The 26047-nt window shown below is 72.3% G+C and carries 25 protein-coding genes; 19 read left to right on the top strand and 6 right to left on the bottom strand.

Translation table 11 applies throughout. The features are described 5' to 3' along the window. Positions 1-70 precede the first annotated feature (70 nt). From folP to E0500_RS11805, 5 genes are all read left to right on the top strand, one after another. Entirely contained in the window at positions 71-937 is an 867-nt protein-coding gene (gene folP / locus E0500_RS11785) for a dihydropteroate synthase (protein WP_131564156.1), read from the top strand. Continuing rightward, positions 934-1437 carry a nuclear transport factor 2 family protein gene (locus E0500_RS11790; protein ID WP_131564155.1) on the top strand — a complete coding sequence of 168 codons (504 nt, stop codon included), beginning with the start codon at positions 934-936 and terminating at the stop codon, positions 1435-1437. The genes folP and E0500_RS11790 overlap by 4 nt, the downstream gene beginning before the upstream one ends. A gap of 246 nt (positions 1438-1683) precedes the next feature. Continuing rightward, entirely contained in the window at positions 1684-2043 is a 360-nt protein-coding gene (gene folB, locus E0500_RS11795; RefSeq protein WP_131564154.1) for a dihydroneopterin aldolase, read from the top strand. After that, the gene (gene folK / locus E0500_RS11800; protein WP_131564153.1) at positions 2040-2651 is read left to right on the top strand and encodes a 2-amino-4-hydroxy-6-hydroxymethyldihydropteridine diphosphokinase; all 612 of its coding nucleotides are present in this window, start codon (positions 2040-2042) and stop codon (positions 2649-2651) included. Before folB ends, folK begins: the two co-directional genes overlap by 4 nt. A 70-nt stretch (positions 2652-2721) precedes the next feature. Beyond that, a complete protein-coding gene (locus tag E0500_RS11805; protein ID WP_131564152.1) occupies positions 2722-3213 on the top strand; it encodes a DUF3180 domain-containing protein in 492 nt (163 codons plus the stop codon). Between the two features lie 118 nt (positions 3214-3331). On the opposite strand, the gene E0500_RS11810 is transcribed toward E0500_RS11805, so the two are convergent. Beyond that, positions 3332-5146, bottom strand: a complete 1815-nt coding sequence (locus tag E0500_RS11810; RefSeq protein ID WP_131564151.1) for a phosphatidylglycerol lysyltransferase domain-containing protein — start codon at positions 5144-5146, stop codon at positions 3332-3334. A 275-nt stretch (positions 5147-5421) separates the two neighbouring features. On the opposite strand from E0500_RS11810, the gene E0500_RS11815 reads away from it, so the two are divergent. Both E0500_RS11815 and E0500_RS11820 read left to right on the top strand, forming a co-directional pair. After that, positions 5422-6546 (top strand): esterase family protein, encoded by a 1125-nt coding sequence (locus tag E0500_RS11815; RefSeq protein ID WP_131564150.1) that lies wholly within the window; start codon positions 5422-5424, stop codon positions 6544-6546. 224 nt (positions 6547-6770) lie between these two features. Next, positions 6771-8270 (top strand): hypothetical protein, encoded by a 1500-nt coding sequence (locus E0500_RS11820; RefSeq protein WP_131564149.1) that lies wholly within the window; start codon positions 6771-6773, stop codon positions 8268-8270. 182 nt (positions 8271-8452) lie between these two features. Here the strand turns inward: E0500_RS11820 and E0500_RS11825 are convergent, their stop codons facing one another. Together E0500_RS11825 and E0500_RS11830 are read right to left on the bottom strand one after the other, a co-directional pair. Continuing rightward, on the bottom strand, positions 8453-9736 hold the full coding sequence (locus E0500_RS11825; RefSeq protein ID WP_309505218.1) for a PH domain-containing protein: 1284 nt from the start codon (positions 9734-9736) through the stop codon (positions 8453-8455). Between the two features lie 104 nt (positions 9737-9840). After that, positions 9841-10386, bottom strand: coding sequence for a PH domain-containing protein (locus E0500_RS11830; protein ID WP_399119004.1), 546 nt, complete (start codon positions 10384-10386; stop codon positions 9841-9843). A gap of 31 nt (positions 10387-10417) precedes the next feature. Here E0500_RS11830 and E0500_RS11835 point away from each other — a divergent pair, with 31 nt between their 5' ends. After that, positions 10418-11569, top strand: a complete 1152-nt coding sequence (locus E0500_RS11835; RefSeq protein ID WP_131564147.1) for an NADH-quinone oxidoreductase subunit D — start codon at positions 10418-10420, stop codon at positions 11567-11569. Between the two features lie 76 nt (positions 11570-11645). Here E0500_RS11835 and E0500_RS11840 read toward each other — a convergent pair whose 3' ends face one another. Beyond that, the gene (locus tag E0500_RS11840) at positions 11646-12647 is read right to left on the bottom strand and encodes an SAM-dependent methyltransferase (protein WP_131564146.1); all 1002 of its coding nucleotides are present in this window, start codon (positions 12645-12647) and stop codon (positions 11646-11648) included. Between the two features lie 118 nt (positions 12648-12765). Between E0500_RS11840 and E0500_RS11845 the strand changes: the two genes are divergently transcribed. From E0500_RS11845 to E0500_RS11855, 3 genes are all read left to right on the top strand, one after another. After that, positions 12766-13965, top strand: a complete 1200-nt coding sequence (locus E0500_RS11845; RefSeq protein ID WP_131564144.1) for a sensor histidine kinase — start codon at positions 12766-12768, stop codon at positions 13963-13965. Between the two features lie 186 nt (positions 13966-14151). Next, complete coding sequence (locus E0500_RS11850; protein WP_131564143.1) at positions 14152-14823, top strand: response regulator transcription factor; 672 nt, start codon at positions 14152-14154, stop codon at positions 14821-14823. Positions 14824-14906: 83 nt separating this feature from the next. Then, positions 14907-15539, top strand: a complete 633-nt coding sequence (locus tag E0500_RS11855) for an AAA family ATPase (RefSeq protein ID WP_131564142.1) — start codon at positions 14907-14909, stop codon at positions 15537-15539. Positions 15540-15657: 118 nt separating this feature from the next. On the opposite strand, the gene E0500_RS11860 is transcribed toward E0500_RS11855, so the two are convergent. Continuing rightward, entirely contained in the window at positions 15658-16782 is a 1125-nt protein-coding gene (locus E0500_RS11860) for a DUF5937 family protein (protein WP_131564141.1), read from the bottom strand. A gap of 240 nt (positions 16783-17022) precedes the next feature. Here E0500_RS11860 and E0500_RS11865 point away from each other — a divergent pair, with 240 nt between their 5' ends. Then, positions 17023-17226 (top strand): hypothetical protein, encoded by a 204-nt coding sequence (locus tag E0500_RS11865; protein WP_131564140.1) that lies wholly within the window; start codon positions 17023-17025, stop codon positions 17224-17226. A gap of 251 nt (positions 17227-17477) precedes the next feature. On the opposite strand, the gene E0500_RS11870 is transcribed toward E0500_RS11865, so the two are convergent. After that, positions 17478-18725: a beta-eliminating lyase-related protein gene (locus E0500_RS11870; protein ID WP_131564161.1), complete on the bottom strand. Its 1248-nt coding sequence runs from the start codon at positions 18723-18725 to the stop codon at positions 17478-17480. Between the two features lie 205 nt (positions 18726-18930). Here E0500_RS11870 and E0500_RS11875 point away from each other — a divergent pair, with 205 nt between their 5' ends. The 7 genes from E0500_RS11875 (at position 18931) to E0500_RS11905 (ending at position 25986) form a co-directional block, all read left to right on the top strand. Continuing rightward, the gene (locus E0500_RS11875) at positions 18931-19851 is read left to right on the top strand and encodes a Rossmann-like and DUF2520 domain-containing protein (RefSeq protein ID WP_131564139.1); all 921 of its coding nucleotides are present in this window, start codon (positions 18931-18933) and stop codon (positions 19849-19851) included. A 29-nt stretch (positions 19852-19880) separates the two neighbouring features. Beyond that, the gene (gene panC, locus E0500_RS11880) at positions 19881-20882 is read left to right on the top strand and encodes a pantoate--beta-alanine ligase (protein WP_131564138.1); all 1002 of its coding nucleotides are present in this window, start codon (positions 19881-19883) and stop codon (positions 20880-20882) included. Next, the gene (gene nadB, locus E0500_RS11885; RefSeq protein WP_181586962.1) at positions 20879-22750 is read left to right on the top strand and encodes an L-aspartate oxidase; all 1872 of its coding nucleotides are present in this window, start codon (positions 20879-20881) and stop codon (positions 22748-22750) included. Before panC ends, nadB begins: the two co-directional genes overlap by 4 nt. Before the next feature lie 7 nt (positions 22751-22757). Beyond that, on the top strand, positions 22758-23747 hold the full coding sequence (gene nadC, locus E0500_RS11890) for a carboxylating nicotinate-nucleotide diphosphorylase (RefSeq protein WP_131564137.1): 990 nt from the start codon (positions 22758-22760) through the stop codon (positions 23745-23747). 14 nt (positions 23748-23761) lie between these two features. Beyond that, on the top strand, positions 23762-24559 hold the full coding sequence (locus E0500_RS11895; RefSeq protein WP_131564136.1) for a type III pantothenate kinase: 798 nt from the start codon (positions 23762-23764) through the stop codon (positions 24557-24559). A 363-nt stretch (positions 24560-24922) separates the two neighbouring features. Beyond that, complete coding sequence (locus E0500_RS11900) at positions 24923-25840, top strand: hypothetical protein (RefSeq protein WP_258572750.1); 918 nt, start codon at positions 24923-24925, stop codon at positions 25838-25840. After that, the gene (locus E0500_RS11905; RefSeq protein ID WP_131569858.1) at positions 25804-25986 is read left to right on the top strand and encodes a hypothetical protein; all 183 of its coding nucleotides are present in this window, start codon (positions 25804-25806) and stop codon (positions 25984-25986) included. The genes E0500_RS11900 and E0500_RS11905 overlap by 37 nt, the downstream gene beginning before the upstream one ends. Positions 25987-26047: the final 61 nt, after the last annotated feature.

Raw genomic sequence — 26047 nt, forward strand, 5'->3', positions numbered from 1 at the left:
CGGGCTCCCCAACCCTCCCGTGAGCCCCATCGGTGAACCCGCCGTCCCACCCGGGGCCTAGGCTGGGCGCATGAGCAAGAAGAGCGGCCGCGGCCACGTGGCGGGACTGCCCGTGTGGGACCGGTGTGCGGTCATGGGCGTCGTCAACGTCACCCCGGACTCGTTCTCCGACGGCGGCCGCTGGTTCGACACCACCGCCGCGGTGAAGCACGGGCTCCACCTCGTCGACGAGGGCGCCGACCTCGTGGACGTCGGCGGCGAGTCCACCCGCCCGGGTGCCACCCGCGTCGACGAGGCGGAGGAACTCAGGCGCGTCATCCCGGTCGTGCGGGGCCTGGCGTCCGAAGGCGTCGTCGTCTCCGTCGACACGATGCGCGCCTCCGTCGCCGAGCAGGCCCTCGCGGCAGGCGCCGCTCTTGTCAACGACGTCAGCGGCGGCCTCGCCGACCCCGCGATGATCCCGGTCGTCGCCGACGCGGGCGCCCCCTTCGTGGTCATGCACTGGCGCGGCTTCCACGAGGGCGACAACATCAAGGGCGTGTACGAGGACGTGGTCTCCGAAGTCGTCGACGAGCTGCACGCGCGCGTGGCGGCCGTTCTGGACGGTGGTGTCGCCCCCGACCGGATCGTCGTCGACCCCGGTCTCGGCTTCTCCAAGGAAGCCGAGCACGACCTCGCGCTCCTCGCCGGCCTCGACCGGCTGCTCGGTCTCGGCCACCCCCTGTTGGTCGCCGCCTCCCGCAAGAGGTTTCTCGGCCGGGTTCTCGCCGGCCCCGAAGGCGCCCCGCCGCCGGCCCGGCAGCGCGACGCCGCCACCGCCGCCGTCTCCGCCCTGGCCGCCCACCAGGGCGCCTGGGCCGTCCGCGTCCACGAGGTGCGGGCCACCGCCGACGCCGTCCGCGTGGCCAGGGCCGTAGAAGGAGCCCGGGAGCTGTGAGCGCGCCCCACACGGACGTCGAGCAGGTCGAACTCGCCAACACGGCCTTCTACGAGGCGATGGAGCGCGGTGACTTCGAGGAGGTCTCCTCGCTGTGGCTGACCCCCGCGGACCTGGGCGTCGACGAGTCGTACCACGACCCCGCGGACACCGGCGTGATCTCCTGCGTCCATCCCGGCTGGCCGGTCCTCACCGGCCGCGGCGAGGTGCTGAGGTCGTATGCGCTCATCATGGCGAACACGGAGTACATCCAGTTCTTCCTCACCGACGTCCATGTGTCCGTCACCGGCGACACGGCCCTGGTGACCTGCACGGAGAACATCCTCAGCGGTGGTCCGGCGCCGGAGGGGGGCGGTGAGCTGGGCCCGCTCGTGGGCCAGCTGGTCGTCGCCACGAACGTGTTCCGGCGCACAGGGGAGGGCTGGAAGCTGTGGTCGCACCACGCCTCCCCCGTGCTGACCGAATCCGACAGCGACGAGGGCGAGGACACGTCCACCTGAGTGGGTAGGCGCCTGTCGAGGGCCGCTGAGGATTCGACTGACAGGATGCGGGGTATGCGGGGCTTCCGGCCTGCGGGCCGCCGTGTCCTCCCAGGAAAACGCCCGGTGAACTGTGCCCGTCGGGTGCGGGCCCGGGCTGACCGCGGCCGAACGCTGTCAGTGCCCGCAGGTAGATTCGAGGGTGGCTGGTGTGCCGACCGCGTGCGGTACGCACCGCCGTGACCGACGACTGCAGGAGTGATTCGCGTGGATCGTGTCGCGCTGCGCGGCCTGAGGGCCCGCGGGCACCACGGGGTGTTCCAGAAGGAGCGCGAGGAGGGCCAGACCTTCGTCGTGGACCTGACGCTGGGCCTGGACACCCGACCGGCGGCGGCCGACGACGACCTGGCGAAGACCGTGCACTACGGCATCGTGGCCGAAGAGGTCGTGGCGGTCGTCGAGGGCGAGCCCGTCGACCTCATCGAGACGCTGGCCGAGCGCATCGCCCAGGTGTGTCTGAAGCACGAGGGAGTCCAGGAGGTCGAGGTCTGTGTCCACAAACCGCAGGCGCCGATCACGGTTCCCTTCGACGACGTGACCGTCACCATCACCCGGAGCCGAGTATGACCGCCTTCTTCACCGAGGGTCAGAGCGACCCGACCGTCCAGCCGGTGCCCGCCTCGGTCGTCGAGAAGGTGGACGCCGCCGACACGACCCTGCAGAACCCCAGGCGTGCCGTGCTCTCCCTCGGCTCGAACCTGGGCAACCGCCTGGAGACCCTCCAGGGCGCCATCGACGCCCTGGAGGACACCCCGGGCGTACGGATCAAGGCGGTCTCCCCGGTGTACGAGACGGAGCCGTGGGGCGTCGCGCCGGGCAGCCAGCCCACGTACTTCAACGCGGTCGTGGTGCTGAAGACGACGCTGCCCCCGTCCTCGCTCCTGGAGCGGGCGCACGCGGTCGAGGAGGCCTTCCACCGCGTCCGCGACGAGCGGTGGGGCCCGCGCACGATCGACGTGGACATCGTCTCGTACGCCGAGGAGGTCTCCGACGACCCGGTGCTGACGCTGCCCCACCCGCGCGCGCACGAGCGGGCGTTCGTCCTGGCGCCCTGGCACGACGTGGAGCCCGAGGCCCAGCTGCCGGGCCGGGGCCCGGTCGCCCAGCTCCTCGCGGACGTCACCCGGGAGGGCGTCGCCCCTCGCACGGATCTGGAACTTCAGCTGCCCGAGTAGTCGTTAAGGTCTACCGGGTCGGGATCGTCCCCCGGCCCGCACAGACCGTCTGGCTCGACGAAGGGGCATCGTGAAAGAGCTGCGCATCAGGACGCTGGCCGCGGTGTTCGTGGTGGCCGGAGTGCTGTCCTGGGCGGGGGCCCGCCTGTGGAACGCGGTGGGCTCGCTGCCCAGCGTCCCGCTGGCCGCGCCCATCGTGCTCGCCCTGATCGCCGCCGTCCTTCTCGCCACGGCGCTGTCGCTGCGCGCCCGGCTCAAGGCCCAGCGCGAGCGCCGTCCGGGCGCTCGGGGCGTCGACCCGCTGGTCGCGGCCCGGGCGGTCGTCTTCGGCCACGCGAGCGCCCTGGTCGCGGCTCTGGTCGCCGGTATGTACGGCGGCACGGGCGTGTTCCTCCTGGAGTCCCTGGAGATCCCCGCCCGCCGCGACCAGGCCATCTACGCGGGCTTCTCCGTCCTCGCGGGCATCGCGGTGATAGCGGCCGCCTTCTTCCTGGAGCGCGTGTGCAAGCTCCCGGAGGACGACGACAACCATGGGGGCGGCGGCGTCGCCCGGGCGGCTTAGGAACCTGCCACCCGGCTCCCGGCTCTCCGGCCACCCGGCTCCCGGCTCTCCGGCCACCCGGCCCCCGGCTCACCGGCCCTTCATGGCCTTCGGGACCGAGGGCCTGTCCCACAGTCACTCAGGCCGCCCGTACTCCCCGTCTCTCCGCCATGTCGTGGGCGCACGGGCGCGCCGCCCTCGATGTGCGGCGCAGGAACCGGGGCAAGGGAAGGGCTAGGTTGACGAAGCCCTCGGCCTGCAGGGCCGCCAGACCGATACGGGGCAGGTCGCGCGAGGCGGCGTAGACGACGTACCGGGGCTCCCAGCGCGGGCGGAACTTGGCGTTGAACTTGTACAGCGACTCGATCTGGAACCAGCGGGAGAGGAAGACCAGCAGGCCGCGCCAGGCGCGCAGCACCGGGCCCGCGCCGATCTTCTCGCCGCGGGCCAGAGCCGAGCGGAACATCGCGAAGTTCAGGGAGATGCGCTGGATGCCGAAGCGGGGGGCCGACTGAAGGGCCGCCACGATCAGCAGTTCGTTCATGCCGGGGTCGGCCGAGCGGTCGCGGCGCATCAGGTCCAGTGACGCGCCGTCAGGGCCCCAGGGCACGAAGTGGAGCACGGCCTTGAGGTCGCCGTACGGGCCGGGTTCCTCGTCGGCCTTGTGCGCGGTGGCGATCAGGCAGTCGCCGTCGGCCGCGTCCCCGATGCGGCCCAGGGCCATGGAGAAGCCGCGTTCGGTGTCGGTGCCGCGCCAGTCCTCGGCGGCGCGGCGTACCCGCTCCAGTTCGCCCTCGCCGAGGTCATGGGCGCGGCGTACCCGGGTCTCGTAGCCGGCCCGCTCGATGCGCTTCACCATCTGGCGTACGTTGCGCATCGCGCGTCCGGCGAGGGAGAAATCCGCGACGTCCACCACCGCTTCGTCGCCCAGTTCGAGGGCGTCGAGTCCGGTCTCGCGGGTCCACACCTCGGCGCCGGTCTCGGAGCAGCCCATGACGGCGGGTGTCCAGGAGTGGGCCCTCGCCTCGTCCATGAAGCGCTCGATCGCGCCCGGCCAGGCCTCCACGTCGCCGATCGGGTCTCCGCTGGCGAGCATCACGCCGTGCACGACCCGGTACGTCACCGCCGCCTTGCCGCTGGGGGAGAAGACGACCGCCTTGTCGCGGCGGAGTGCGAAGTGGCCGAGGGAGTCGCGGCCGCCGTGCCGGTCCAGCAGGGCGCGCAGTTGTGCCTCGTCGTCCTCCGTCAGGCGTGCCGCCGGGTGCTCCGGGCGGAGGGCCAGGTAGATGGTGGTGATGGCCGTCAACAGGCCCAGAGCGCCGAGGGAGAAGCCCACCGTCCACGACGTGGTGCCCGTGTAGTCGACCGGCCCCTCGAAGCCGAACAGGCCGTACAGCACGTGCTCCAGACGGTCGGACAGGCTCGGGTCGCCCACGATGTGCCTGGTGTGGACGCTGACGATGACCACGCCCAGGAGGAGGGAACCGGCGCCCATCAGGACGAAGTTGCCGAGCGCGTACCAGCGGCTGCGCGGGTCCGGCAGGGCCGAGAACTCGGCGCGGTGGCGCACCAGCGGAGCGAGCAGGAGCAGCGAGATGAGGACGCCGACGAGCGAGTGGCGGTAGGAGAACTGGGCGATCGCCCCCGCCGGCAGGAGCACCACGGCGGCCCGCCACGCCCGGCGTTTGCGGCGTCGCAGCCCGTGCGCGAGGAGCAGCAGCAGGACGCCCGCGCTGAGCGACAGGGCGGCCGCGAACGGGCCGAGCGCGCCGGGCAGCACCTCGGCGAGCGCGTGCATGCGGCTGTGCCGGAAGCGCGGGAACACGCCCGCCGCGATGTCCAGGAGTCCCACGAGAGTGCAGGCTCTGGCCACCACAGCGGGGACGGCCTCGGGGCGAGGCCCGTTCAGTACACGCTGCAACCGGGTTGATCGACTGGGAACCTCGCCCGACATTTGCCCCTCTATCCTGACAGACATCGCATCCCGAAGTTCTGCGAGAAGGCCCTGAATCCGGTGCCATTCCGGCATCCGGTGACATTACGCCTTCTAGGACGGTGTCTCGACAGGAGAGGTTCACCCCCCTTCAGTAAAACGGTGCAAAGGCCGGGAAAAGGCCGCGGTACAGCGCCATGAAGGGAGCAGAGGCGGGCAGGCCTGGCCCCGTACGCGATCCGCCGTACGGACGCGGTGGCCGACCCCCCACAGGAAAGCGCGGGCAGGATGAATCCATGGGTCTGACGAGCAACAAGGTGCTGGTTTTGGCGGTGCTGTGCGCCGTGCTGCTGTTCGTCGGCACGGTGTTGTGGTGGCCGCGGCTGGCGCGCCGCGGCTGGCGTCCCGTCAGCGGGCGCATCGCCATCCTGCTGGCCACCCAGGTGGCGGTCTTCACCACCTTCGGGCTCGCCGCGAACCAGACCTTCGGGTTCTACTCCAGTTGGGCGGACCTGTTCGGCCAGGAGAACGGACAGGGTGTGGTCATCGACCACGGCGGCGCCGGCCCGGGCGGGCCCCTCCAAGTGCTCGACACCCTGCAGGTGGACGTGCCGGGGAGCGGCCGTCCCCGGATCGCCGGCCAGATCCAGAAGATCGGGATCGTGGGCCGTACGACACAGATCGCGTCCCCGGCGTACGTGTATCTGCCCCCGGAGTACTTCCAACCGCAGTACCGCACACGCACGTTCCCGGCGGTCGTCGTCCTCACCGGCTATCCGGGCACCGCCGAGGCGCTCATCGAGGGCCTGCAGTATCCGCAGACGGCCCACCGGCTGGCCAAGACCGGCGAGGCCCAGCCGATGATCCTGATCATGATGCGGCCGACCGTGGCGCCGCCGCGTGACACCGAGTGCGTGAACGTACCGGGCGGTCCGCAGACCGAGTCGTTCTTCGCCAAGGACCTGCCGGAGGCCGTGGGGCACCACTACCGGGTGGGCAGGAAACCCGGCAGCTGGGGCGTCGTCGGCGACTCCACCGGCGGGTACTGCGCGCTGAAGCTCGCCGTCCACCATCCGAACGTGTACGCCGCCGGCGCGGGCCTGTCACCGTCCTACAAGGCCCCGCTCGACCCGACGACGGGCGACCTCTTCCAGGGGAACAATCGGCTGCGGAACGAGGCCGACCTGATGTGGTACCTGAAGCACCGGCCCGCCCCGGACACCTCACTGCTCGTCAGCAGCAGCCGGCACGGCGAGGCCAACTACCAGGCCACGCTCGACTTCATCGACCTCGTGAAGTCGAAGCGTCCGACGCGGATCGCGTCGATCATCCTCGACAGCGGTGGGCACAACTTCAACACGTGGCGGCGGGAGATCCCGGCCGCGTTGCAGTGGCTCAGCGGGCGGCTCGGCGACAGGTGAGCCGAGCTCAGTGGCCGGTGAGCCGAGGCTCAGTGACAGGCGAGCCGAGGGAATTCCGGAACGCAACCACTCGTGGGCCGGTGCCCGAGGCGTGGTGAACCCTCCCCGGCGAGCGAACAGCCTTATGCGATCGGCACCTGTTGTGGTTGGTGAAGGATTCGGGGTGGCTGTGTTTTTACCTCCGGGGGCACCATGCTCCCCCTACGCGCGGTAAGTTTCTGGCCATGCCACGTGGACGTCACCGCCATTCACCGCCCCTGCACAGGCTGCTGCCTCCGTCGGCGATCGCAGGCGTCTCGCTCGTCTGCGCCCTCGGGCCCTGGGTGTTCACGGACGCCGCCGTGCTCCGGGTGTCGGCCGCGTTCGCCGCGGCGACCGCCGCCGTGGGCGCGGCCGTCATGCGCCGCTGGGACGTGGAGGCGGGCAAACGCGTCGCGGACCTCACGCGCGCGCGGGCGGGCGACGAGTGGCGGCACGAGGAGCAGGTCGCCGAGCTGGAGGCCGACCTTGAGGAGTCGCGCGAGCTGCGCCAGAAGCTGGAACAGAAGCTTCGCGCCAAGCGGTCGGAGCTGGCGGGCCTGCGCAACGAGCACGCGGCGCTGCTGCGGCGGTACGCCACCGCGGAGACGGAGCGGGCCACCGCCCTGGAAGGCCGTCGCAGGCTCGCCATAGAGACGTCATCGGCCCCGGCGAAGGCGCTGCCGGCGGGGGGCGAGGGTGCGGCCGAGTCCGCCGCGTCCGACGAGTCCGCCGCGTCCGACGAGGTGAGCGAGGGTACCGACGGTGCCGCGGGCGCTGCCGACGAGAAGGCCGCGGAGACGAAGCCGTCGGCGCCGTCGGCTTCCGGGGTCTTCACGCCGGCCGGTTCCTCGCTCTTCCTGCGCGCCAACTCGGCGCTGGACCGGATCGTCCAGAACGGTTCCGCGAAGACGGCGACCGCCGAGAAGGCCCAGCTCGCGGGCGACGGTGCGCCCAAGGGTGAGCCCCGCAAGAACGACCCCACGAAGAGCGGCTCCACGAAGAGCGGCTCCGGCAAGGGCGGTTCCGGCAGGGGTGGCTCCGGCAAGGCCGCCCCGGGGAACGGTGGCTCTCCGGACGGCGGTTCGCGCCAGGCCGGTTCCGCGGCGGCCGAAGCGGCTCCGGCCGCCGACGCCGCCGAGGAGGACGACCACCCGGAGACACACCCCGAGACACACTCCGAGACGCAGCCCGAGCCTGCCGAGGGCCACGCGCGCGTGGCCACCGAGCCTGAGGCCACTGAATCCGAGGCCGCTGAGCCCGAGGCCACTGAATCCGACGCCCCCGAGTTGGCTGCCGCCGAGCCCGCCGAGCCCGCCGAGCCCGCCGAGCCCGCCGACGCGGCTGCGGCGCCCGCCGCCTCGGCCGGCGACCCCGCGCTGCCCGCCCAGCCCTCCGGTCACTTCACGGTCCCGACCGCCGTGGCCGTCGTACCGGCGGCGACCCCTCGTCGGAGCCCGGCGGGCGAGGGCGGCTTCGACTTCTTCGGTACGCAGAAGGACGGGGAGGGCATCGAGGACGTACAGAACGAGGACCTCGCGGACGTGGTCGGCCAGGAGGCGCTCGCGCTGCACAAGGCCGAGTCCGAGGCCCGGTTCAAGCCCGCGGACGAGGACGCGCGCGGCATCGGCCAGGTCATCGACCTGACGGCCCACGACGAGACGGAGCACATCGACATGGAGGGGCTGCGGACCGCCGTGTCCTGAAGCCCTGACAGAAACTCGTCGAGGGCCTTCGCCCGATGGAGGGGCGGCCGCACCGACTGTGCGGCCGCCTCTCGCACGTTCTGGACGGCCCCGAACGCCTTCCGAGCAGTCGAAATCAAGCCAAGTACAACCGCCCCCGCGGCACCCCCGCACCACCCGGATACGTCTGGCTCAAGACGGCATCACGCCATCCACCGGTCCGGCAGCGCCTCCCTGCGCCCCGTGCGGGACCGGTCCGCCTGGTCCGCCAGCAGGCGGGACGCCTCGTCCGCGTCCCGGAGCCGGGCGGTCACCGTCTTGTTGGCACCTGTGTCCACGTGCACGTTCGCCAGGCCCTTGTGGCGCTCCCACGGCCCCTGCGTCAGCCGTACGCTCTGCACCTTCGCGTGCGGGACGAGCGTCAGGCTGCGCCGCAGCAGGCCGTGCCGGGCCGCGAACACGCTGTCGGTGACGGTGAGCCCGTACCCGCGCCACCAGAACGGCACGCACCACCCGGCGCGCCGAGGCGGACGGGCCGGCGACCGGGGCACGGTCACCCCCGGCAGTACCCGCTCGATCACGTCCTCGGCCACGGCGCGCGGAGCGACCGGCACCAGGACCGAGTTCGACGAGCCCGCCACGTCCAGCTCCACGCGCACCCAGCCCCGTCGTCGCCACAACAACGGTTCCACGATCCGTACGGCCTGCACGCGGCCGGGAGGTACGGTCTCGTGGGCGTGGTCGAGGAGGCCGTGGTCGATCCGCAGCCCGTCCGGCGACTCGCCCACCGTCCAGTCGTACTCCTCGATGAACCGCCCCACACTGCTGGCGCCCGCCGCGCCCAGAAGCGGGAGCGCGGTCGCGAGGACCGTCCACACGCTGTCCGTGACGACCCACAGCACCGGCGGAACGACGAGCGCGGCGACGAGGCTTCCCCAGGTGGCGCCGCTGAGGACGACCGACACCGCGAGCACGCCCGCCGGGACGTGCAGCAGCTGCCGCACCGGGGCCTCGCCGATCTCGTGCGCGGTCTCGGGCTCGAAACCGGCCGCGCGGGCGAGGAGTTCGGCCCGCAGGGCGCGGGCGTGGGCCTCGCCCAGATAGGCCAGTTCATCCTTCTTGTCCGTCCCGACGACGTCGAGTTTGAGCTTGGCGACGCCCGCGACCCGGGCCAGCAGCGGCCGGGTGACGTCGATGGCCTGGATGCGTTCCAGCCGGATGTGCGCGGTGCGGCGGAACACCAGGCCGGTACGGATGCGCAGTTCCGTGCCGGTCACCGCGAAGTGGGTGAACCACCAGGTCAGGAACCCGTACAGCGCTGCGGCCGGGACGAACAACGCGAGCCCGATCAGCAGCGTGGTCGTGGTCAGCCGGGACAGCTGCCGCTGCGCCCCGTCCGGGTCGTGCATGGCCCATCCGAGGATCACGGCGACCGGCGCCCAGGCCCGCCGCAGCGGGGTCACGGGGTGCAGCCGGTGTTCGATCACCGGGTTCTCCGGGTTCTCCGGGTTCTCCGGGTTCTCCGGGTTCTCCGGGTTCCCCTGGTTCTTCCGGCTCTCCTCGCGCACCTCGTGACCGGTGCCGGGCGTACTCACAGTCCCGCCGATCGTGCCTCGCCGAGCTCCGTCAGCCGGTCGCGCAGTCGCTCGGCCTCCGCCGGGTCGAGCCCGGGGATGCGCGCGTCCGTGGCGGCCGCGGCCGTGTGGAGCTGCACGCTCGCCAGCCCGAAGTGCCGCTCGACCGGCCCGGACGTGACCTCGACCAGCTGCATGCGCCCGTACGGCACGACGGTCTCCTCACGCCACAGCACGCCCCGGCTGATCAGCAGGTCGTCGGCGCGCTCGGCGTACCGCCAGGACCGCCAGTTGCGGCCCAGCATGGGCCAGCCCCACAGCAGCAGGGCCAGCGGCAGCAGCGCGAACACCGCCCAGACCGGCGCGGCGAGCAGGGCCGGCAGCAGCGCAAGACCGATGGTCAACGGGCCCAGCCACACCACCAGCAACAGCCGCCGCATCCGCAGCAGACCGCGCGGCAACCCGGTCCACACCGGCTCGGCCTCCGGCGCCACCGCCCGGGCGCCGCCGTGCGGCTCGCGCTCCCCGCCCTGTCCTGCCTCGTCCAACGTCCCCGTCTCCATTCCGTCAGCGTACGTACGAGAGACTGTTCCCATGAGTCCTACGACGGAGACCACGGTCGGCATCGGCGGTGCCGCCGAGAGCACCGACATGGTGCTCAACATCGGACCGCAGCACCCGTCCACGCACGGTGTGCTGCGCCTCCGTCTCGTTCTCGACGGCGAACGCATCATGCACGCCGAGCCGGTGATCGGCTACATGCACCGAGGCGCGGAGAAGCTCTTCGAGGCGCGGGACTACCGCCAGATCATCATGCTCGCCAACCGCCACGACTGGCTCTCCGCCTTCTCGAACGAGCTGGGCGTGGTCCTCGCCGTGGAGCGCATGCTCGGCATGGAGGTGCCGGAGCGCGCGGTGTGGATGCGCACTCTGCTCGCGGAACTGAACCGGGTCCTGAACCACCTGATGTTCCTCGGTTCGTACCCGCTGGAGCTCGGTGGCATCACCCCGGTCTTCTACGCGTTCCGGGAGCGCGAGGAGCTCCAGAACGTCATGGAGGAGATCTCCGGCGGCCGCATGCACTACATGTTCAACCGCGTCGGAGGCCTCAAGGAGGACCTCCCGGCCGGCTGGACCTCCCGCGCGCGCCAGGTGATCGCCGACGTGCGCTCCCGCATGGACGTGTTCGACGACCTGGTGCTCGGCAACGAGATCTTCCGGGGCCGTACGCGGGATGTGGGCGTCCTGACGCCTCAGACGGTGCATGCGTACGGGGTGAGCGGGCCGATCGCACGCGCCTCCGGGGTGGACTTCGACCTGCGGCGGGACGAGCCGTACCTGGCGTACGGGGAACTCCAGGACACACTCCGGGTCGTCACGCGCGAGGAGGGCGACTGCCTGGCCCGCTTCGAGTGCCTCCTCGGGCAGGCGCACAACTCACTGGACCTCGCGGACGCCTGCCTTGACCGGCTCGCCGAGCTGCCGCCCGGCCCCGTCAACCAGCGCCTCCCGAAGGTCCTGAAGGCCCCCGAGGGCCACACCTACGCCTGGACCGAGAACCCGCTCGGCATCAACGGCTACTACCTCGTCAGCAAGGGCGAGAAGACCCCGTACCGGCTGAAGCTGCGCTCGGCCTCGTACAACAACATCCAGGCGCTGGTGGAGCTGCTGCCGGGGACGCTGGTCGCGGACATGGTGGCGATCCTGGGGTCCCTGTTCTTCGTGGTCGGGGACATCGACAAGTAGGGCGACGGGGTGAGTTTGAAGTTCAAACTCACTCGTTGATACTCACCCGTTGATTGTGCATCCGGGATTCCAACCGCTAGGGCAGTTGCGCGTCCGGAAAACCAACTGGCTGCAGCAGCCAGCCGAAGTCGCCGAGCCCGCCGGCTGCCGTGAGCTCGGCGGCCTCACCCGCGCGCGCGAGGGCTCGCACGTACGCCGCCGGGTCGGTGGTCGCCAGGGACAGCGGCGGGCGGCCTCCGCTGACCCCGAGGGCGCGCAGGGCGTCCCGCTGGGTCAGCAGCCGGGCCCCGGGCAGGGCGCACGCGTCCAGCGCCACATGGGCGGTGATGTCGCACGAGCCGTCCGGCACGGGGGCGGTCTCCCGCCCTTCCCTGAACCCGGTGAGCGTCCCGAACGGCGGCCGGGCCCCGGCGGTGTGGGCGTAGTCGACGGCGACGGCGAGCCCCCGGCCGACGCTCGCCACGGCCGAGGCCCAGGCGGCGTCCCGGGGGCGCCCGATCTCGGCCCGCAGTCCCTCGGAGGGCTCCCCGGCGGGCAGCGGCCACCACCGGTCGAGCCACTCGGCGTCCGCACCCTCCACCGGGTTCCCGAGCCGTTCGGTTCCGTCCCGCCGTACGAGAACGAGGCGTCGTACGCCGTCGGGGTCCACCTGGGCGATGTCCAGGGGCACGTTGTCGAGCCACTCGTTGGCGAACAGCAGTCCGGTGACGCCCTCCGGGGGCTCCTGGAGCCACTCGATCCGGTGATCAAGATCACGTGGCCGGTCGGCGCGCTCGACCGCGTACCCGCGCGCGCGGGTAGCCACTTCCGGAGGGAGGGCCTTCAGGACGCCCGTCACCAGCTCGCCCCGGCCCGCCGCCATGTCCACGAAGGCCACCTCGGAAGGGTGTCCGAGTGTCTCGTCCACCCGGCACAGCAGCTGGGCCACCGCCTCGGCGAACAGCGGGGAAGCATGCACTGACGTGCGGAAATGTCCGGCGGGGCCCTCGGGCCGGCGATAGAACCCCAAGGGCCCGTACAGCGCCTCTTCCGTCGCCTCACGCCACCCGCGCCACCCGCCGCCCGCCGCACCTGTCACCGCGCCAGGTTAAGTGCCGCGCATCACGGGGCCTCCACCTTGGGGAGTACGTGCGCCGGTCGCGGATCGGCCCTCCGGTTGACTCCTGCACACCGCACGTTTCCCTACGCTGGGTTACGTGCAGCGCCTCTATGACTTCCTCCGCAGGCACCCGACATGGTTCGACGGCTTCTGGGCCGTCGTCCTGCTCGGGATCTCCGTGGTGGGCGGAACCGTCGGTAAGGGGGCACAGCGCAGCGACCTCCCGGTCGTCTGGATACCGATCACGCTTCTGCTCTGCCTGGTGGTGGCCCTGCGCCGCCGCATGCCCGAGCAGATGCTGCTGCTGGCCGCCGCGATGGGGGTGGCGCAGCTGATCGCCGACATGCCGTCGGGACCGGCTGACTTCGCCATGCTCGTGATCATCTACACGGTGGCGGCGACCGGTGCCCGCTGGGCCTCCCGGTTCGCCCTGGTCGGCGGTCTGAGCGCGGGCGCGCTGGCGCAGCTGCGCTGGCCCACCGAACAGACGGGCCCCCTGGGCGACATAGCGATAGCGATCTTCCAGACCGTCCCGTTCGCCCTCGCCTGGGTGCTCGGCGACTCCCTGCGCACCCGCCGCGCCTACTTCGCGCAACTGGAGGAGCGCGCCGCCCGCCTGGAGAAGGAGCGCGAGGCACAGTCCAAGGTCGCCGTGGCCGCGGAGCGCGCCCGTATCGCCCGCGAGCTGCACGACGTGGTCGCCCACAACGTGTCCGTGATGGTGGTCCAGGCGGACGGCGCCGCGTACGTCCTCGACGCCGCCCCCGACCAGGCGAAGAAGGCCCTGGAGACGATCTCCTCCACCGGACGCCAGGCCCTCGCGGAGATGCGCCGCCTGCTGGGCGTGCTGCGCACCGGTGAGCACCAGGAGAGCGGCGAGTACGTCCCGCAGCCCGACGTCGAACAGCTCGACGACCTCATCGAGCAGTGCCGCAGCTCGGGCCTGCCCGTCGACTTCAAGGTCGAGGGCACCCCGCGGCCCCTGCCCAGCGGCGTGGAGCTCACGGCGTACCGCATCGTCCAGGAGGCCCTCACCAACACGCGCAAGCACGGCGGCCCGAACGCGGGCGCGAGCGTGCGCCTGGTCTACTTCGACGACGGCCTAGGTCTGCTCGTCGAGGACGACGGCAAGGGCGCCCCGCACGAGCTGTACGAGGACGGTGGCTTCGACGGCCAGGGACACGGCCTGATCGGCATGCGTGAGCGCGTGGGCATGGTCGGCGGCACCCTGGACGCGGGACCGCGCCCCGGCGGCGGCTTCCGCATCAGCGCGCTGCTGCCGCTCAAACCCGCTTGACGACTGTTCATGGCGCTCGTTGACACCTGTAAGAGCACCTTTGTAAGACCCTTGTGGTCGCTTGTTCGCATGACCCCGTAATTGTTGGACTGTCGGACTGCTGGACTGTTCGGACTGCTGGATTGTTGGACTCTTGGCAAGACCCCTGACGACCTGTGAGGGAAGACAGAAAGGAAGAGAACCCCAATGGCGATCCGCGTGATGCTCGTCGACGACCAGGTGCTGCTGCGCACCGGTTTCCGGATGGTGCTCGCCGCCCAGCCGGACATGGAGGTCGTGGCCGAGGCGGGCGACGGCGTGGAGGCCCTCCAGGTGCTGCGGTCCACCGAGGTGGACGTGGTCCTCATGGACGTCCGTATGCCGAAGCTGGACGGCGTGGAGGCGACCCGCCGCATCTGCTCGGATCCCAACCCGCCGAAGGTGCTGATCCTGACCACCTTCGACCTCGACGAGTACGCCTTCTCCGGGCTGAAGGCGGGCGCCTCCGGTTTCATGCTGAAGGACGTGCCCCCCGGCGAGCTGCTGGCCGCGATCCGCTCGGTGCACAGCGGTGACGCCGTGGTCGCTCCGTCCACGACCAGGCGTCTGCTCGACCGGTTCGCCCCGATGCTGCCGAGCTCCGGAAAGGGACCCCAGCGCAAGGAGCTGGAGCGGCTCACCGACCGCGAGCGCGAGGTCATGGTGCTTGTGGCCCAGGGCCTGTCGAACGGGGAGATCGCGGCCCGCCTGGTCCTGTCCGAGGCCACGGTGAAGACCCACGTCGGCCGCATCCTCACCAAGCTGGAACTGCGCGACCGGGTACAGGTGGTGGTCCTGGCGTACGAGACGGGGCTGGTGCGGGCCGGAGGGCAGGGCTGAGTGCCCGTACGGGACGCGGACGGAGGCGGGAGCGAAAGCGGGGATGTGACCCGCGCGTGACCACCGCCCACTAGTGTGCGCGCATGCTCCTGTGGATCAACGGCCCCTTCGGCGGCGGCAAGACACAGACCGCACACGAGATCCAGCGACGGCTGCCCGACAGCGTCATCTGCGATCCCGAGCACGCCGGCTTCGGACTGCGCCGCATGCTGCCGCCCGAACTGCGCGGGAACTTCCAGGATCTGGAGTCCTGGCGGCAGGGCGTCGTCGAGGTCCTCGATCTGGCACTCACCAAGCACGACGGTGTCGTGATCGCCCCCATGACGGTGACCAGTCCCGCCTACTTCGCGGAGACCGTCGACCGGCTGCGCGAACTCGGGCACGACGTACGCCACTTCACGCTGCTCGCCGAGCGCGAGACCGTCCTGCGGCGGCTGCGCGAACGCGGTCTTGGCCATCTCCTCCCATACGTCGCCGGAAAGCGCGGCTCACTGCGCCGGGAGACCTGGGCGGTGGAGCAGCTCGACCACTGCTTGGAGGCCCTGCGTGAGCCGGAGTTCGCCGAACACCTGTGGACGGACCACTCGACGGTGCCGAAGACGGCCGACCGCATCGCCGTCCTGGCCGGGCTGACTCTCCGGCCGAACAGGGAAAGCGCACTGCGGACGCGACTGCGGCAGGCGAAGGTCGGGCTGAAGCACATCCGCTTCGACTGACCGGCCGTTCCTGGTTCTCGCGTTACCGCCCGTTTCCGGTACTCGACCGACCAGCCGACCAGCCGACCAGCCGACCAGCCGACCAGCCGACCAGCCGCCCTGGGGACCTGTTCATCCCCTACCTGAGGATGCCCTCCAGGAAGTCGCTCCCCAGCCGCGCCACCACCGTGACGTCCAGCTGGTGCAGCACATAGCGGCCGCGGCGGCGTGTCGTGATCAGACCCGCCTTCTTCAGGACGGCGAGATGCCGGGACACCTCGGGCGCGCTCAGGTCGTTGGCGTGTGCCAGCTCGCCGGTCGTGTACGGCGCCCTGGCTATGTTCCGGCACAGGCGCAGGCGTATGGGGTGGGCGAGGGCTTCGAGGCGCAGCTTGAGCACCTCCACCGAGGCGGATTTCGTCGGCTCGGGTCCCCCGACCGGGTAGTGCAGGACGGGGCGCCAGCCGACGGCGTGCAGCACCAGCAGGTGCGGCCAGCCGTGGTACGACGGCACGAAGGTGACGCCCGGGCCGACCTCGGGGTCCACGGCGGTCGTGGTGCCGTGCGAGAGCTTGTCGGCCTCAATGCGCGTACCGCCTCCGCTCGTGGTCAGGGAGAGCGCGGCCGAGACCGCCGTCAGCGCCTCCTCCAGGCCCTTGTGGCGCAGGATCTCGGTCTTGTGCCGGGCGTCGGCGGCCAGATGGACGTGCACCCGGCGCCAGGTGTCCGCGAAGAACGCCTCGTCGCAGTCCTCCAGCAGGCGCCGCACCCACGCCCGTACGGTCGGGGGGTCGGCCAGCAGGCGGCGCGTGAAGCCGAGCTGCTCCGGGCCGCGGCTCGCCGCCAGGTCCAGCGCGAGGTCGTGCTGTGCCTTGTCGACCAGGGGCGAGGGCAGCCCCGCCGCGTACTGGGAGCCGCAGGTGAACTCCAGGGCCGCCGCGACGAACCGCTCGTCGCTCAGCCGGTCCAGGAGGTCCAGGTCCTCGGAGAGCGTCGCCCCCGGGTGGCCCTCGCACTCCGGCAGGGCGGCGAACGGCATGAAGATGTCCGAGAACGTGTTCCGCCACAGGAACTCCGCCTGGGTCAGGCGGTCGGCCAGGTCCGGCTTGAGCGCGGCCGTGGTGGCCGTCACCCAGCCCTGCATGCCGGGATGGTGGCCCGGCTCGGCGAGCGCGTGCAGCGCGACGGCCAGCTCGGCCAGCGGCGACGTCCCGAAGACGACGCGCTCGGTCGGGAGCCCTGTGATGTCGATGCTCACGCTCATGCAGCCATGGTGCACCCCGCCACTGACAACGCCCTGCCGATTGACGACGCCCGTCAATCGGCGCGACGCGCACGGCGGGCGGGGCGCAGCCTGGGCGGACCGGGTCACCTGCCCGACCGCGGTGTCCCGGGCCACAGACCTCACCCCGGCGCCCGTTCGGCGGCGCCTGTACCGGACCCCGACCCTGCCCGGGACGAGCGGGACTCACGCTCGTCGCCCTGTCCCGAAAGGCGGTACGCCGTGAGCGTCACCGAGCAGTACATCCTCGACACCTACCGCGCCCAGCGCCTCGGCGAGCCCGCCCCGCCCGCGCCGGGCGCCCACGACTGGGAGGTCGTGCGCGAACTGCGCGACCACCGGCGGTTCCGCGCGGCCGTGGCGGGCGGAACCGCCCGCGGACGCATACGGTCCGCGGCGGCCCGGCTCCTGCGGACGCGCCCCTAGGGCCTGTTCCGAGTTCCCCGCCTGCGCCCCGACGCCCGGCACGCACTCCCCCACTGCCTCAAGGGCGTGGGGGGACCCCCAGCCGCACGGCGCCGCAGGACAGGTGGCTCCGCCACATGACCTGCGACACCGCACGCCGATCGCACGCTCCCCACCCTCGAACCGCGCTTCGCACGGTTCGGGCGGGAGGTACCCCCACTCCGCCGCTGCGCCCGCACTTCGCGCGGACGACGGGGAACTCGGAACAGGCCCTAGCCGACGCCTGCGCCCCCGGTGACCTCCCGCAGCCGGGCCACGAACTCCGCCACCGCCTCCTTCACGTCGCCGGCCGTCCACTCCAGCCCGGCCGCTTTCACGACGACCTCGGTGTACGACAGCCCCGGGCCTCCCGCGTCCCAGGCGCCCGCGAACAGGAGGGTCTTCGTCTCCTCGCCCTGCCGGAGCGCGGCCTCGAAGAGGACGTCGGCCTCGTACGGCAGCCAGACCTGGAATTCGTGGGTGTGCGGCTCCTCCGGATGGACGCGCGCCCAGGGCACCCCGGCCGTCGCGAAGCCCTCGCGGAGCGCGGCGGCCACCACGCGCGCGTGGGCCACGTACTCCGGCAGCCGGGGCAGCTCCCGCTCCAGTCCGGCCAGCGCCGACAGCGCCGTGGGGAACTGCTGGAAGACCTGGCCGCCGTACCGGTGCCGCCACGCCTTCGCCTCGTCGACGAGCCATCGCGGGCCCGCGAGCGCCGCGCCGCCGAAACCGGCGAGCGACTTGTAGAGCGACACGTAGACGCTGTCCGCGAGGCCCGCGATCTCCTCCAGGGGCCGGCCGAAGTGGACGGTGGTCTCCCACAGCCGGGCCCCGTCGAAGTGCACCACCGCGTCCCGCTCGTGGGCTGCCGCGACGACCTCGGAGAGCTCCTCCCAGGTGGGCAGCACGAAACCGGCGTCCCTGAGGGGCAGTTCGAGCATCAGCGAGCCGAAGGGTTCGGCGAAGTCACGCACCTCGTCGGCGGTCGGCAGCCGCGGCTCGCTCGTCACCCGCACCGGACGCAATCCGCTGACCTCGCTGAACGCCTTCCGCTCGTGCACCTCGGGGTGGGCCAGCGCGTGCAGGGCCACAGCCGGGTTGCCGGTGCGGGCCGCCCAGACGCGCAGTGCCACCTGCTGGGCCATCGTGCCGGTCGGGAAGAAGACGGCGGCCTCCTTGCCGAGCAGCCCCGCGACCCGCCCCTCCAGGGCCTCGACGATCCCGTCGCCGTACATGTCCGCCGGCGCGTCCAGGTCGTACAGCCCCGGCGCCGCCTCCTGCAGCAGCGCCAGCCGCTCCCGGATCGTCGCCAGGAACGCCGGGCGGTCCAGCACCCGCTCCGCAGCCCGGAACGCGGCGATCCGCCGCTCCCGGCGCCGCGCCGCCGGTGAGTCGGGGGCCTGCGCCGCCGTGTCCTCCTCGCCGTCCGGCTCCACGTTTCGCCCGTCGCCCCGAGCGTCCGCCCGCTCCGCGGTTCCCATCGCCTTCTCCGCCCTCTCGGTCACCCCCGGATGATGCATGCGCCCCACGCGCGCGGCACCCCCTTTTCCGAGCCCGCGCGGCGGGGCGCGACGTGGGGAAACCCACAGCCTGTGGACAACCGATCGACCCTCGAACCAATCGCGTTAACATGACGAGAAATCGTCCGGTACCCAGAGCGGACTGGAACGGGAAGGCCACCGTCGAGTGAGTACATTCCAGCAACCCGACCCCAAGGACCGCCCCGCGCGGCTCACCGTGGGCGTTGTCGGAGCGGGCCGCGTCGGGCCCGCGCTGGCGGCGTCGCTCCAGCTCGCGGGGCATCATCCCGTGGCCGTCTCCGGGGTCTCCGACGCCTCGAAACGGCGGGCCGCGGCGCTGCTGCCCGACGTGCCGCTGGTGACCCCGGCCGACGTCATGGGCCGCGCCGAGCTGGTGCTGCTGACCGTGCCGGACGACGCCCTGCCCGGGCTCGTCGAGGGGCTCGCCGAGACGGGGGCCGTGCGGCCGGGGCAGCTGCTCGTGCACACCTCCGGGCGGTACGGCGCGAAGGTGCTGGACCCCGCGCTGCGGGCCGGGGCGCTGCCGCTGGCGCTGCACCCGGCGATGACGTTCACCGGCACCCCCGTGGACGTGCAGCGGCTCGCCGGGTGCTCCTTCGGGGTCACCGCGCCCGAGGAGCTGCGGCTGGCCGCCGAGGCGCTGGTGATCGAGATGGGCGGCGAGCCCGAGTGGATCGCCGAGTCCGCCCGGCCGCTGTACCACGCGGCGCTCGCCCTGGGGGCCAACCACCTGGTGACCCTGGTCGCCCAGTCCATGGAGCTGCTGCGCACGGCGGGCGTCGAGGCCCCCGACCGCATGCTCGGGCCGCTGCTGGGCGCCGCCCTCGACAACGCCCTGCGCTCCGGCGACGCCGCCCTCACCGGCCCCGTCGCGCGCGGGGACGCGGGCACGGTCGCCGCGCACGTCGCCGAGCTGCGCGAGCACGCCCCGGGGGCCGTCGCCGGCTACCTGGCGATGGCCCGCGCGACCGCCGACCGCGCGCTCGCCCACGGCCTGCTCAAGCCGGAACTCGCCGAGGACCTCCTCGGGGTACTCGCCAACGGCACGGAAGGGGACGCCCGATGACGCCCGCGCCCGGGAACGAAAGACGCCCGATGACCGCCGCCCTGCTGCGCACCGCCGAAGCACTGCACGCCCGTGCGCGCATGGGCCGCCGTGCCGTCGTGATGACCATGGGCGCTCTGCACGAGGGTCACGCCACGCTGATCCGCACCGCGCGCGAGATCGCGGGCCGCGACGGCGAGGTGGTCGTCACCGTCTTCGTGAACCCCCTGCAGTTCGGCGCGGGCGAGGACCTCGACCGCTACCCGCGCACCCTCGACGCCGACCTCAAGATCGCCGAACGGGCGGGCGCCGACGTCGTGTTCGCGCCCTTCGCGGACGAGGTCTACCCCGGCGGCGAGCCCCAGGTGCGGATCTCCGCCGGACCCATGGGGGAGCGCCTGGAGGGTGCCTCGCGGCCCGGACACTTCGACGGCGTGCTCACCGTCGTCGCGAAGCTGCTGCACCTCACCCGGCCCGACGTGGCCCTCTACGGGCAGAAGGACGCCCAACAGCTCGCCCTGATCCGCCGCATGGTGCGCGACCTGAACTTCGGCGTGGAGATCGTCGGCGTGCCGACCGTCCGCGAGGAGGACGGTCTGGCGCTGTCCAGCCGCAACCGCTACCTGTCCGCTGCCGAGCGCCGTACGGCCCTCGCGCTCTCGCAGGCCCTGTTCGCGGGGCGCGACCGGCATGCCGCCCAGGAGGCGCTGCGCGCGCGGGCCCGGGAGGTGCCCGCCACGCGCGCGCGTGCGGAGGCCCTCAGCGCCATCGGCGAGTCCCGCGCCGCCGCCGACGCCCACGCCGTCGCGAAGGCCGTCCCGGCCACCACGTCGGGCCCCGCCGACGTCGTCGTGGCCGCCCGCCTCGTCCTTGAGGACGCCGCACGCCTGAAGCCCTCGCTGGACCTCGACTACCTGGCTCTGGTCGACCCGTCCGACTTCACCGAGATCTCCGACGGCTTCACCGGTGAGGCCGTTCTCGTCGTCGCCGCCCGGGTCGGGACCACCCGGCTGATCGACAACCTGCCCCTCACTTTCGGAGCCGCCTCGTGACCAGCACAGGCACGATCAGCACAGGCACGATCAGCACAGGTATACGACTGCACGCCCCCGCCCCCGGATGGGCCATCACCGCGGACGTCGTGGTCGTCGGCTCCGGGATCGCCGGCCTGACCACGGCCCTGCGCTGCGAGGCCGCCGGCCTGAACACCGTCGTCGTCACCAAGGCCCGCCTCGACGACGGCTCCACCCGCTGGGCGCAGGGCGGCATAGCGGCGGCCCTGGGCGAGGGCGACACCCCCGAGCAGCACCTGGACGACACCCTGGTCGCGGGCGTGGGCCTGTGTGACGAGGACGCCGTCCGCCTCCTCGTCACCGAGGGCCCCGACGCCGTACGCCGGCTGATCGACACGGGAGCGCAGTTCGACGAGTCCTCCGAAGGAGGACTGGAGCTGGCCCGCGAGGGCGGCCACCACCGCCGCCGCATCGCGCACGCGGGGGGCGACGCGACCGGCGCGGAGATCTCCCGGGCGCTCGTCGAGGCGGTCAACGAAGTAATCGCGGCCGTCAACGAAGCAAGGACTATCGAGGCCGTCAACGAAGCAAGGACGTCAGGCACGCGCGCGCGTGGACTGCGCGCCATCGAGAACGCGCTCGTCCTTGACCTCCTCACCGACGGCGACGGCCGCACCGCGGGCGTGACCCTGCACGTCATGGGCGAGGGCCAGCACGACGGCGTCGGCGCCGTGCACGCGCCCGCCGTGGTCCTCGCGACCGGCGGCATGGGCCAGGTCTTCTCGGCGACCACCAACCCGTCGGTGTCCACGGGCGACGGCGTGGCGCTCGCCCTGCGCGCGGGTGCCGAGGTCAGCGACCTGGAGTTCGTGCAGTTCCACCCCACGGTGCTCTTCCTCGGCCCGGACGCGGAGGGCCAGCAGCCGCTGGTCTCCGAGGCGGTCCGCGGAGAGGGCGCCCACCTGGTCGACGCGGACGGCACACGCTTCATGGTGGGGCAGCACGAGCTGGCCGAACTCGCCCCCCGGGACATCGTCGCCAAGGGCATCATGCGCCGTATGCAGGAGCAGGGCGTCGAGCACGTGTACCTGGACGCCCGGCACTTCGGTGCCGACATGTGGGAGCACCGCTTCCCGACGATCCTCGCCGCCTGCCGCGCGCACGGCATCGACCCGGTCACCGAACCCGTCCCGGTCGCCCCGGCGGCCCACTACGCCTCCGGGGGCGTCCGCACGGACTCCCGGGGCCGGACGACCGTACCGGGCCTGTACGCGTGCGGGGAGGTCGCCTGCACGGGCGTCCACGGCGCCAACCGGCTGGCCTCCAACTCCCTCCTGGAGGGCCTCGTCTACGCCGAGCGCATCGCCGCGGACATCGCCGAGAGCCAGGCGGAGAACGGCCTCCACGCGCGCGTGCCGCAGCCCGTCCCGTACCCCCGGAAGCCCGAGCACCCGCTGCTGGAACCGGAGGCACGGTTCGCGATCCAGCGGATCATGACCCAGGGCGCGGGCGTCCTGCGCTCGGCGGAGTCCCTGGCGGGCGCGGCCGCGGCCCTCGACCAGCTGCACACCGACGCACGCGACGCCCTCGACGAGAACGGCAAGACGGCCGAGCCCGGCGTCGACACCTGGGAGACCACCAACCTGCTGTGCGTGGCCCGTGTCCTGGTCGCCGCCGCCCGGCTGCGCGAGGAGACGCGCGGCTGCCACTGGCGCGAGGACCACGCCGACCGCGACGACACCCACTGGCGCCGCCATATCGTCGTACGGCTGAATCCCGACCGCGCACTGGCCGTACGGACCACGGACACCCCAGACTTCCCCCCTACCGTCCCCCGGACCCTCGACCCGGCTCGAAGCGGGGGCACCTCCACGCACCGGCCCGAGCGCCTTCCCCAGGAGCAGTGACGTTCAAGTGAGTACCCCCGACCTTCCCCTCGCCCAGAGCGGCGGCTGCGGTGACGGCTGCGCCTGCGGCACGGACCCCGACGCGGACGCGCTGGAGTCGTACATGGAGTGCGGCCTCGACCCCGCGCTCGCCGAGCTCCTCGCCGACGCCGGGCTCGACCCGGTGGAGGTCGAGGACATCGCCAACGTGGCGATCCAGGAGGACCTCGACCACGGCGTCGACGTCACCACCGTCGCCACCATCCCCGAGGACGCCCGCGCCACCGCCGACTTCACCGCCCGCGAGGCCGGCGTCGTGGCGGGCCTGAGGGTCGCCGAGGCGGTCCTCTCCGTGGTGTGCACGGACGAGTTCGAGGTCGAGCGCCATGTGGACGACGGCGACCTGGTGGAGGCGGGACAGAAGCTCCTGTCGGTCACGACCCTCACCCGCGACCTCCTCACGGCGGAGCGCAGCGCGCTGAACCTGCTGTGCCGCCTGTCCGGCATCGCGACCGCCACGCGCGCGTGGGCGGACGCCCTCCAGGACACGAAGGCGAAGGTCCGGGACACGAGGAAGACGACGCCCGGTCTGCGCTCCCTGGAGAAGTTCGCGGTGCGCTGCGGCGGGGGAGTCAACCACCGCATGTCGCTGTCGGACGCGGCCCTCGTCAAGGACAACCACGTGGTCGCCGCCGGCGGCGTCGCGCAGGCCTTCAAGGCGGTCCGCGAGGAGTTCCCGGACGTGCCGATCGAGGTCGAGGTCGACACCCTGCACCAGCTGCGCGAGGTCGTGGACGCGGGCGCCGACCTGATCCTTCTGGACAACTTCACGCCGGGCGAGTGCGAGGAGGCCGTGGCCCTTGTCGCCGGCCGAGCGCTGCTGGAGGCGTCGGGCCGCCTCACGCTGGAGAACGCGAAGGCGTACGCGGACACGGGTGTCGACTACCTGGCGGTGGGCGCACTCACGCACTCCTCGCCCATCCTGGACATCGGCCTGGACCTGCGAGCGGCGGAGTAGGGCGGGTACGGGCCATGCTGCTGACGATCGACGTAGGCAACACGCACACCGTTCTCGGCCTGTTCGACGGCGAGGACATCGTCGAACACTGGCGCATCTCCACGGACGCGCGCCGCACCGCCGACGAACTGGCGGTCCTCCTGCACGGACTCATGGGGATGCACCCCCTCCTCGGAGAGGAACTGGGCGACGGCATCGACGGGATCGCGATCTGCTCGACGGTGCCGTCCGTGCTGCACGAGCTGCGCGAAGTGACGCGCCGGTACTACGGCGACGTGCCGGCGGTGCTGGTCGAACCGGGCGTGAAGACGGGGGTGCCGATCCTCACGGACAACCCCAAGGAGGTCGGAGCCGACCGCATCATCAACGCGGTGGCGGCGGCCGAGATCTACGGCGGCCCGGCGATCGTCGTCGACTTCGGTACGGCGACGACGTTCGACGCGGTCAGTGCGCGCGGGGAGTACGTCGGCGGGGTCATCGCCCCCGGCATCGAGATCTCCGTCGAGGCACTCGGCGTCAAGGGGGCCCAGCTGCGCAAGATCGAGGTGGCTCGGCCGCGGAGTGTGATCGGCAAGAACACGGTCGAGGCGATGCAGTCGGGCATCATCTACGGCTTCGCCGGCCAGATCGACGGCGTGGTGAACCGCATGGCCCGTGAGCTCGCGGACGATCCCGACGACGTCACGGTCATCGCCACGGGCGGGCTTGCGCCCATGGTCCTGGGCGAGTCCTCCGTGATCGACGAACACGAGCCGTGGCTGACGCTGATCGGGCTGCGGCTGGTGTACGAGCGAAACGTGTCGCGTATGTGACGACTTCCCTGGGGTCTGGGGTCTGGGGTTTGCCGCCCTCAGAAATCAAACGCCGGAGGGGCTGGAAAATCCAGCCCCTCCGGCACAATCCAGCCCCTCCGGCGTTTGAGGAGCGGGGGTCCGGGGACTGGCCCCGAACGGGGTCCGCCGCGGAGCCCCGAAACCCGGGGGGTCCAGTGGGCGTAGCCCCCTTGGCGGGGGCGAAGGGGCGGAGCCCTGGGAATGGGACGGGACGGGTAGGGGCAGCGGGGGCGAAAAGCCCCGCCCTGTGCCACGGACGCGCCGCGCCCACCCGAGTGGCTCCCCCACGCCACGCACTCCCCGCACCGCCGTTTTTGTCTGATTAGCGCGTATCGTCGAAGTATGCCCACGCCCTACGGATCCCGCGGCGCCATGGCGTTCGGCACGGAGGAGCTGCGTGTGCTCCGCCGCGCTCTCGCCCTCGCCCTCAAGCCCAGCTCCGCCACCGCGGAGGACGTCCAGGACTGCCTTCGGCTCGCCCGGTCCGTCGACGAGGCCGCCCGCGAGGGCGCCCGGCTGAGGGCCTTTCTGCTGGCCGACCTCGCCCGGTACCGGGCCGCGCTCCCTGGCACCGCCACGGGCTATCTGGCGCTCCTGAACGACGCCCTGGGCGTCGGCCACCGGCCCACCGCGGACGACCTCGCCGCCCTGCGCGCCCTGCGCGGCAACCCCACCGCGGCCGACCTCCTGGACCGCTGTCTGGACCACCACGGCGTCCCCGCGCAGCAGGACGCCGAGCCCCGAGTCCGTACGGAACCCGAGAAGGCCGCCACGGCGGCCGCCCCCACCGTCCCGGCCTCCCGTACCCGGCTCACCGCCCTCCCCGGAGGCCTCTCCGGCGGCACGTCGCGCGTACCGCCGCGCAGGAGCCCGCCAGTCGCCCCGCGGACAAGCCCGACCGGCCCGCCCGGCCCGCACAGCCCGCCCCCGGCCCGCCCGTCCGGCGCAGCCCGCCGAGAAGCCTGCGCCGTCGCCCCAGCCCAAATCTCCGAGCCCGAGCCGCCGTCCGATCCCGACCCCCGGCGAAGTCTTCCCGCCCAAGCGCAAGCCCAGCCCGCCGGCGAACCCCGAGCAGCGGCAGCTGGCCGCGGGCTGAGCCCCGCCACGTCCCGCCTCCCGGCAGCCCCGGCAGACCCCACCAGGCCGGGGCCCACCCGCCTGGGCCAACCCGCCGAAGCCCACCCGACCGGGGCCCACCGGCGCCCCCTGGCTACTCTGGACGCATGGACTACGTCTCCGCGCTCCTGCCCCCCGTCGTGATGGCCGTGTTCTTCATCGGTGTGATCGTGACGATGGTGAAGTCCCAGGGTGGCGCCAACAAGGCCAAGGAGGACGCGGCCGTCGACGCCGCTCTCGCCCGCGCGGAGAGCGCCAGGCAGGCCTCAAAGGGCGACGCCCAGGGCTGAACCCCGGGCACGCCTCCCATCGGCGTACGACTCATCTGCTTTTCGAGTCGTACGCCCTTTT

It is taken from the genome of Streptomyces sp. KM273126 (genome assembly GCF_004337435.2).
GTDB classification, from domain to species: Bacteria; Actinomycetota; Actinomycetes; order Streptomycetales; family Streptomycetaceae; genus Streptomyces; species Streptomyces acidicola.

What these genes read in the sequence shown, in the direction of transcription:
- folP (WP_131564156.1), top strand. Translation starts at nt 71, where the DNA reads ATGAGCAAGAAGAGCGGCCGCGGCCACGTGGCGGGACTGCCCGTGTGG.
- folK (WP_131564153.1), top strand. Translation starts at nt 2,040, where the DNA reads ATGACCGCCTTCTTCACCGAGGGTCAGAGCGACCCGACCGTCCAGCCG.
- E0500_RS11810 (WP_131564151.1), bottom strand. Translation starts at nt 5,146, where the DNA reads ATGTCGGGCGAGGTTCCCAGTCGATCAACCCGGTTGCAGCGTGTACTG.
- E0500_RS11815 (WP_131564150.1), top strand. Translation starts at nt 5,422, where the DNA reads ATGGGTCTGACGAGCAACAAGGTGCTGGTTTTGGCGGTGCTGTGCGCC.
- E0500_RS11820 (WP_131564149.1), top strand. Translation starts at nt 6,771, where the DNA reads ATGCCACGTGGACGTCACCGCCATTCACCGCCCCTGCACAGGCTGCTG.
- E0500_RS11830 (WP_399119004.1), bottom strand. Translation starts at nt 10,386, where the DNA reads ATGGAGACGGGGACGTTGGACGAGGCAGGACAGGGCGGGGAGCGCGAG.
- E0500_RS11835 (WP_131564147.1), top strand. Translation starts at nt 10,418, where the DNA reads ATGAGTCCTACGACGGAGACCACGGTCGGCATCGGCGGTGCCGCCGAG.
- E0500_RS11850 (WP_131564143.1), top strand. Translation starts at nt 14,152, where the DNA reads ATGGCGATCCGCGTGATGCTCGTCGACGACCAGGTGCTGCTGCGCACC.
- E0500_RS11855 (WP_131564142.1), top strand. Translation starts at nt 14,907, where the DNA reads ATGCTCCTGTGGATCAACGGCCCCTTCGGCGGCGGCAAGACACAGACC.
- E0500_RS11860 (WP_131564141.1), bottom strand. Translation starts at nt 16,782, where the DNA reads ATGAGCGTGAGCATCGACATCACAGGGCTCCCGACCGAGCGCGTCGTC.
- E0500_RS11870 (WP_131564161.1), bottom strand. Translation starts at nt 18,725, where the DNA reads ATGGGAACCGCGGAGCGGGCGGACGCTCGGGGCGACGGGCGAAACGTG.
- panC (WP_131564138.1), top strand. Translation starts at nt 19,881, where the DNA reads ATGACCGCCGCCCTGCTGCGCACCGCCGAAGCACTGCACGCCCGTGCG.
- E0500_RS11895 (WP_131564136.1), top strand. Translation starts at nt 23,762, where the DNA reads ATGCTGCTGACGATCGACGTAGGCAACACGCACACCGTTCTCGGCCTG.
- E0500_RS11900 (WP_258572750.1), top strand. Translation starts at nt 24,923, where the DNA reads ATGCCCACGCCCTACGGATCCCGCGGCGCCATGGCGTTCGGCACGGAG.
- E0500_RS11905 (WP_131569858.1), top strand. Translation starts at nt 25,804, where the DNA reads ATGGACTACGTCTCCGCGCTCCTGCCCCCCGTCGTGATGGCCGTGTTC.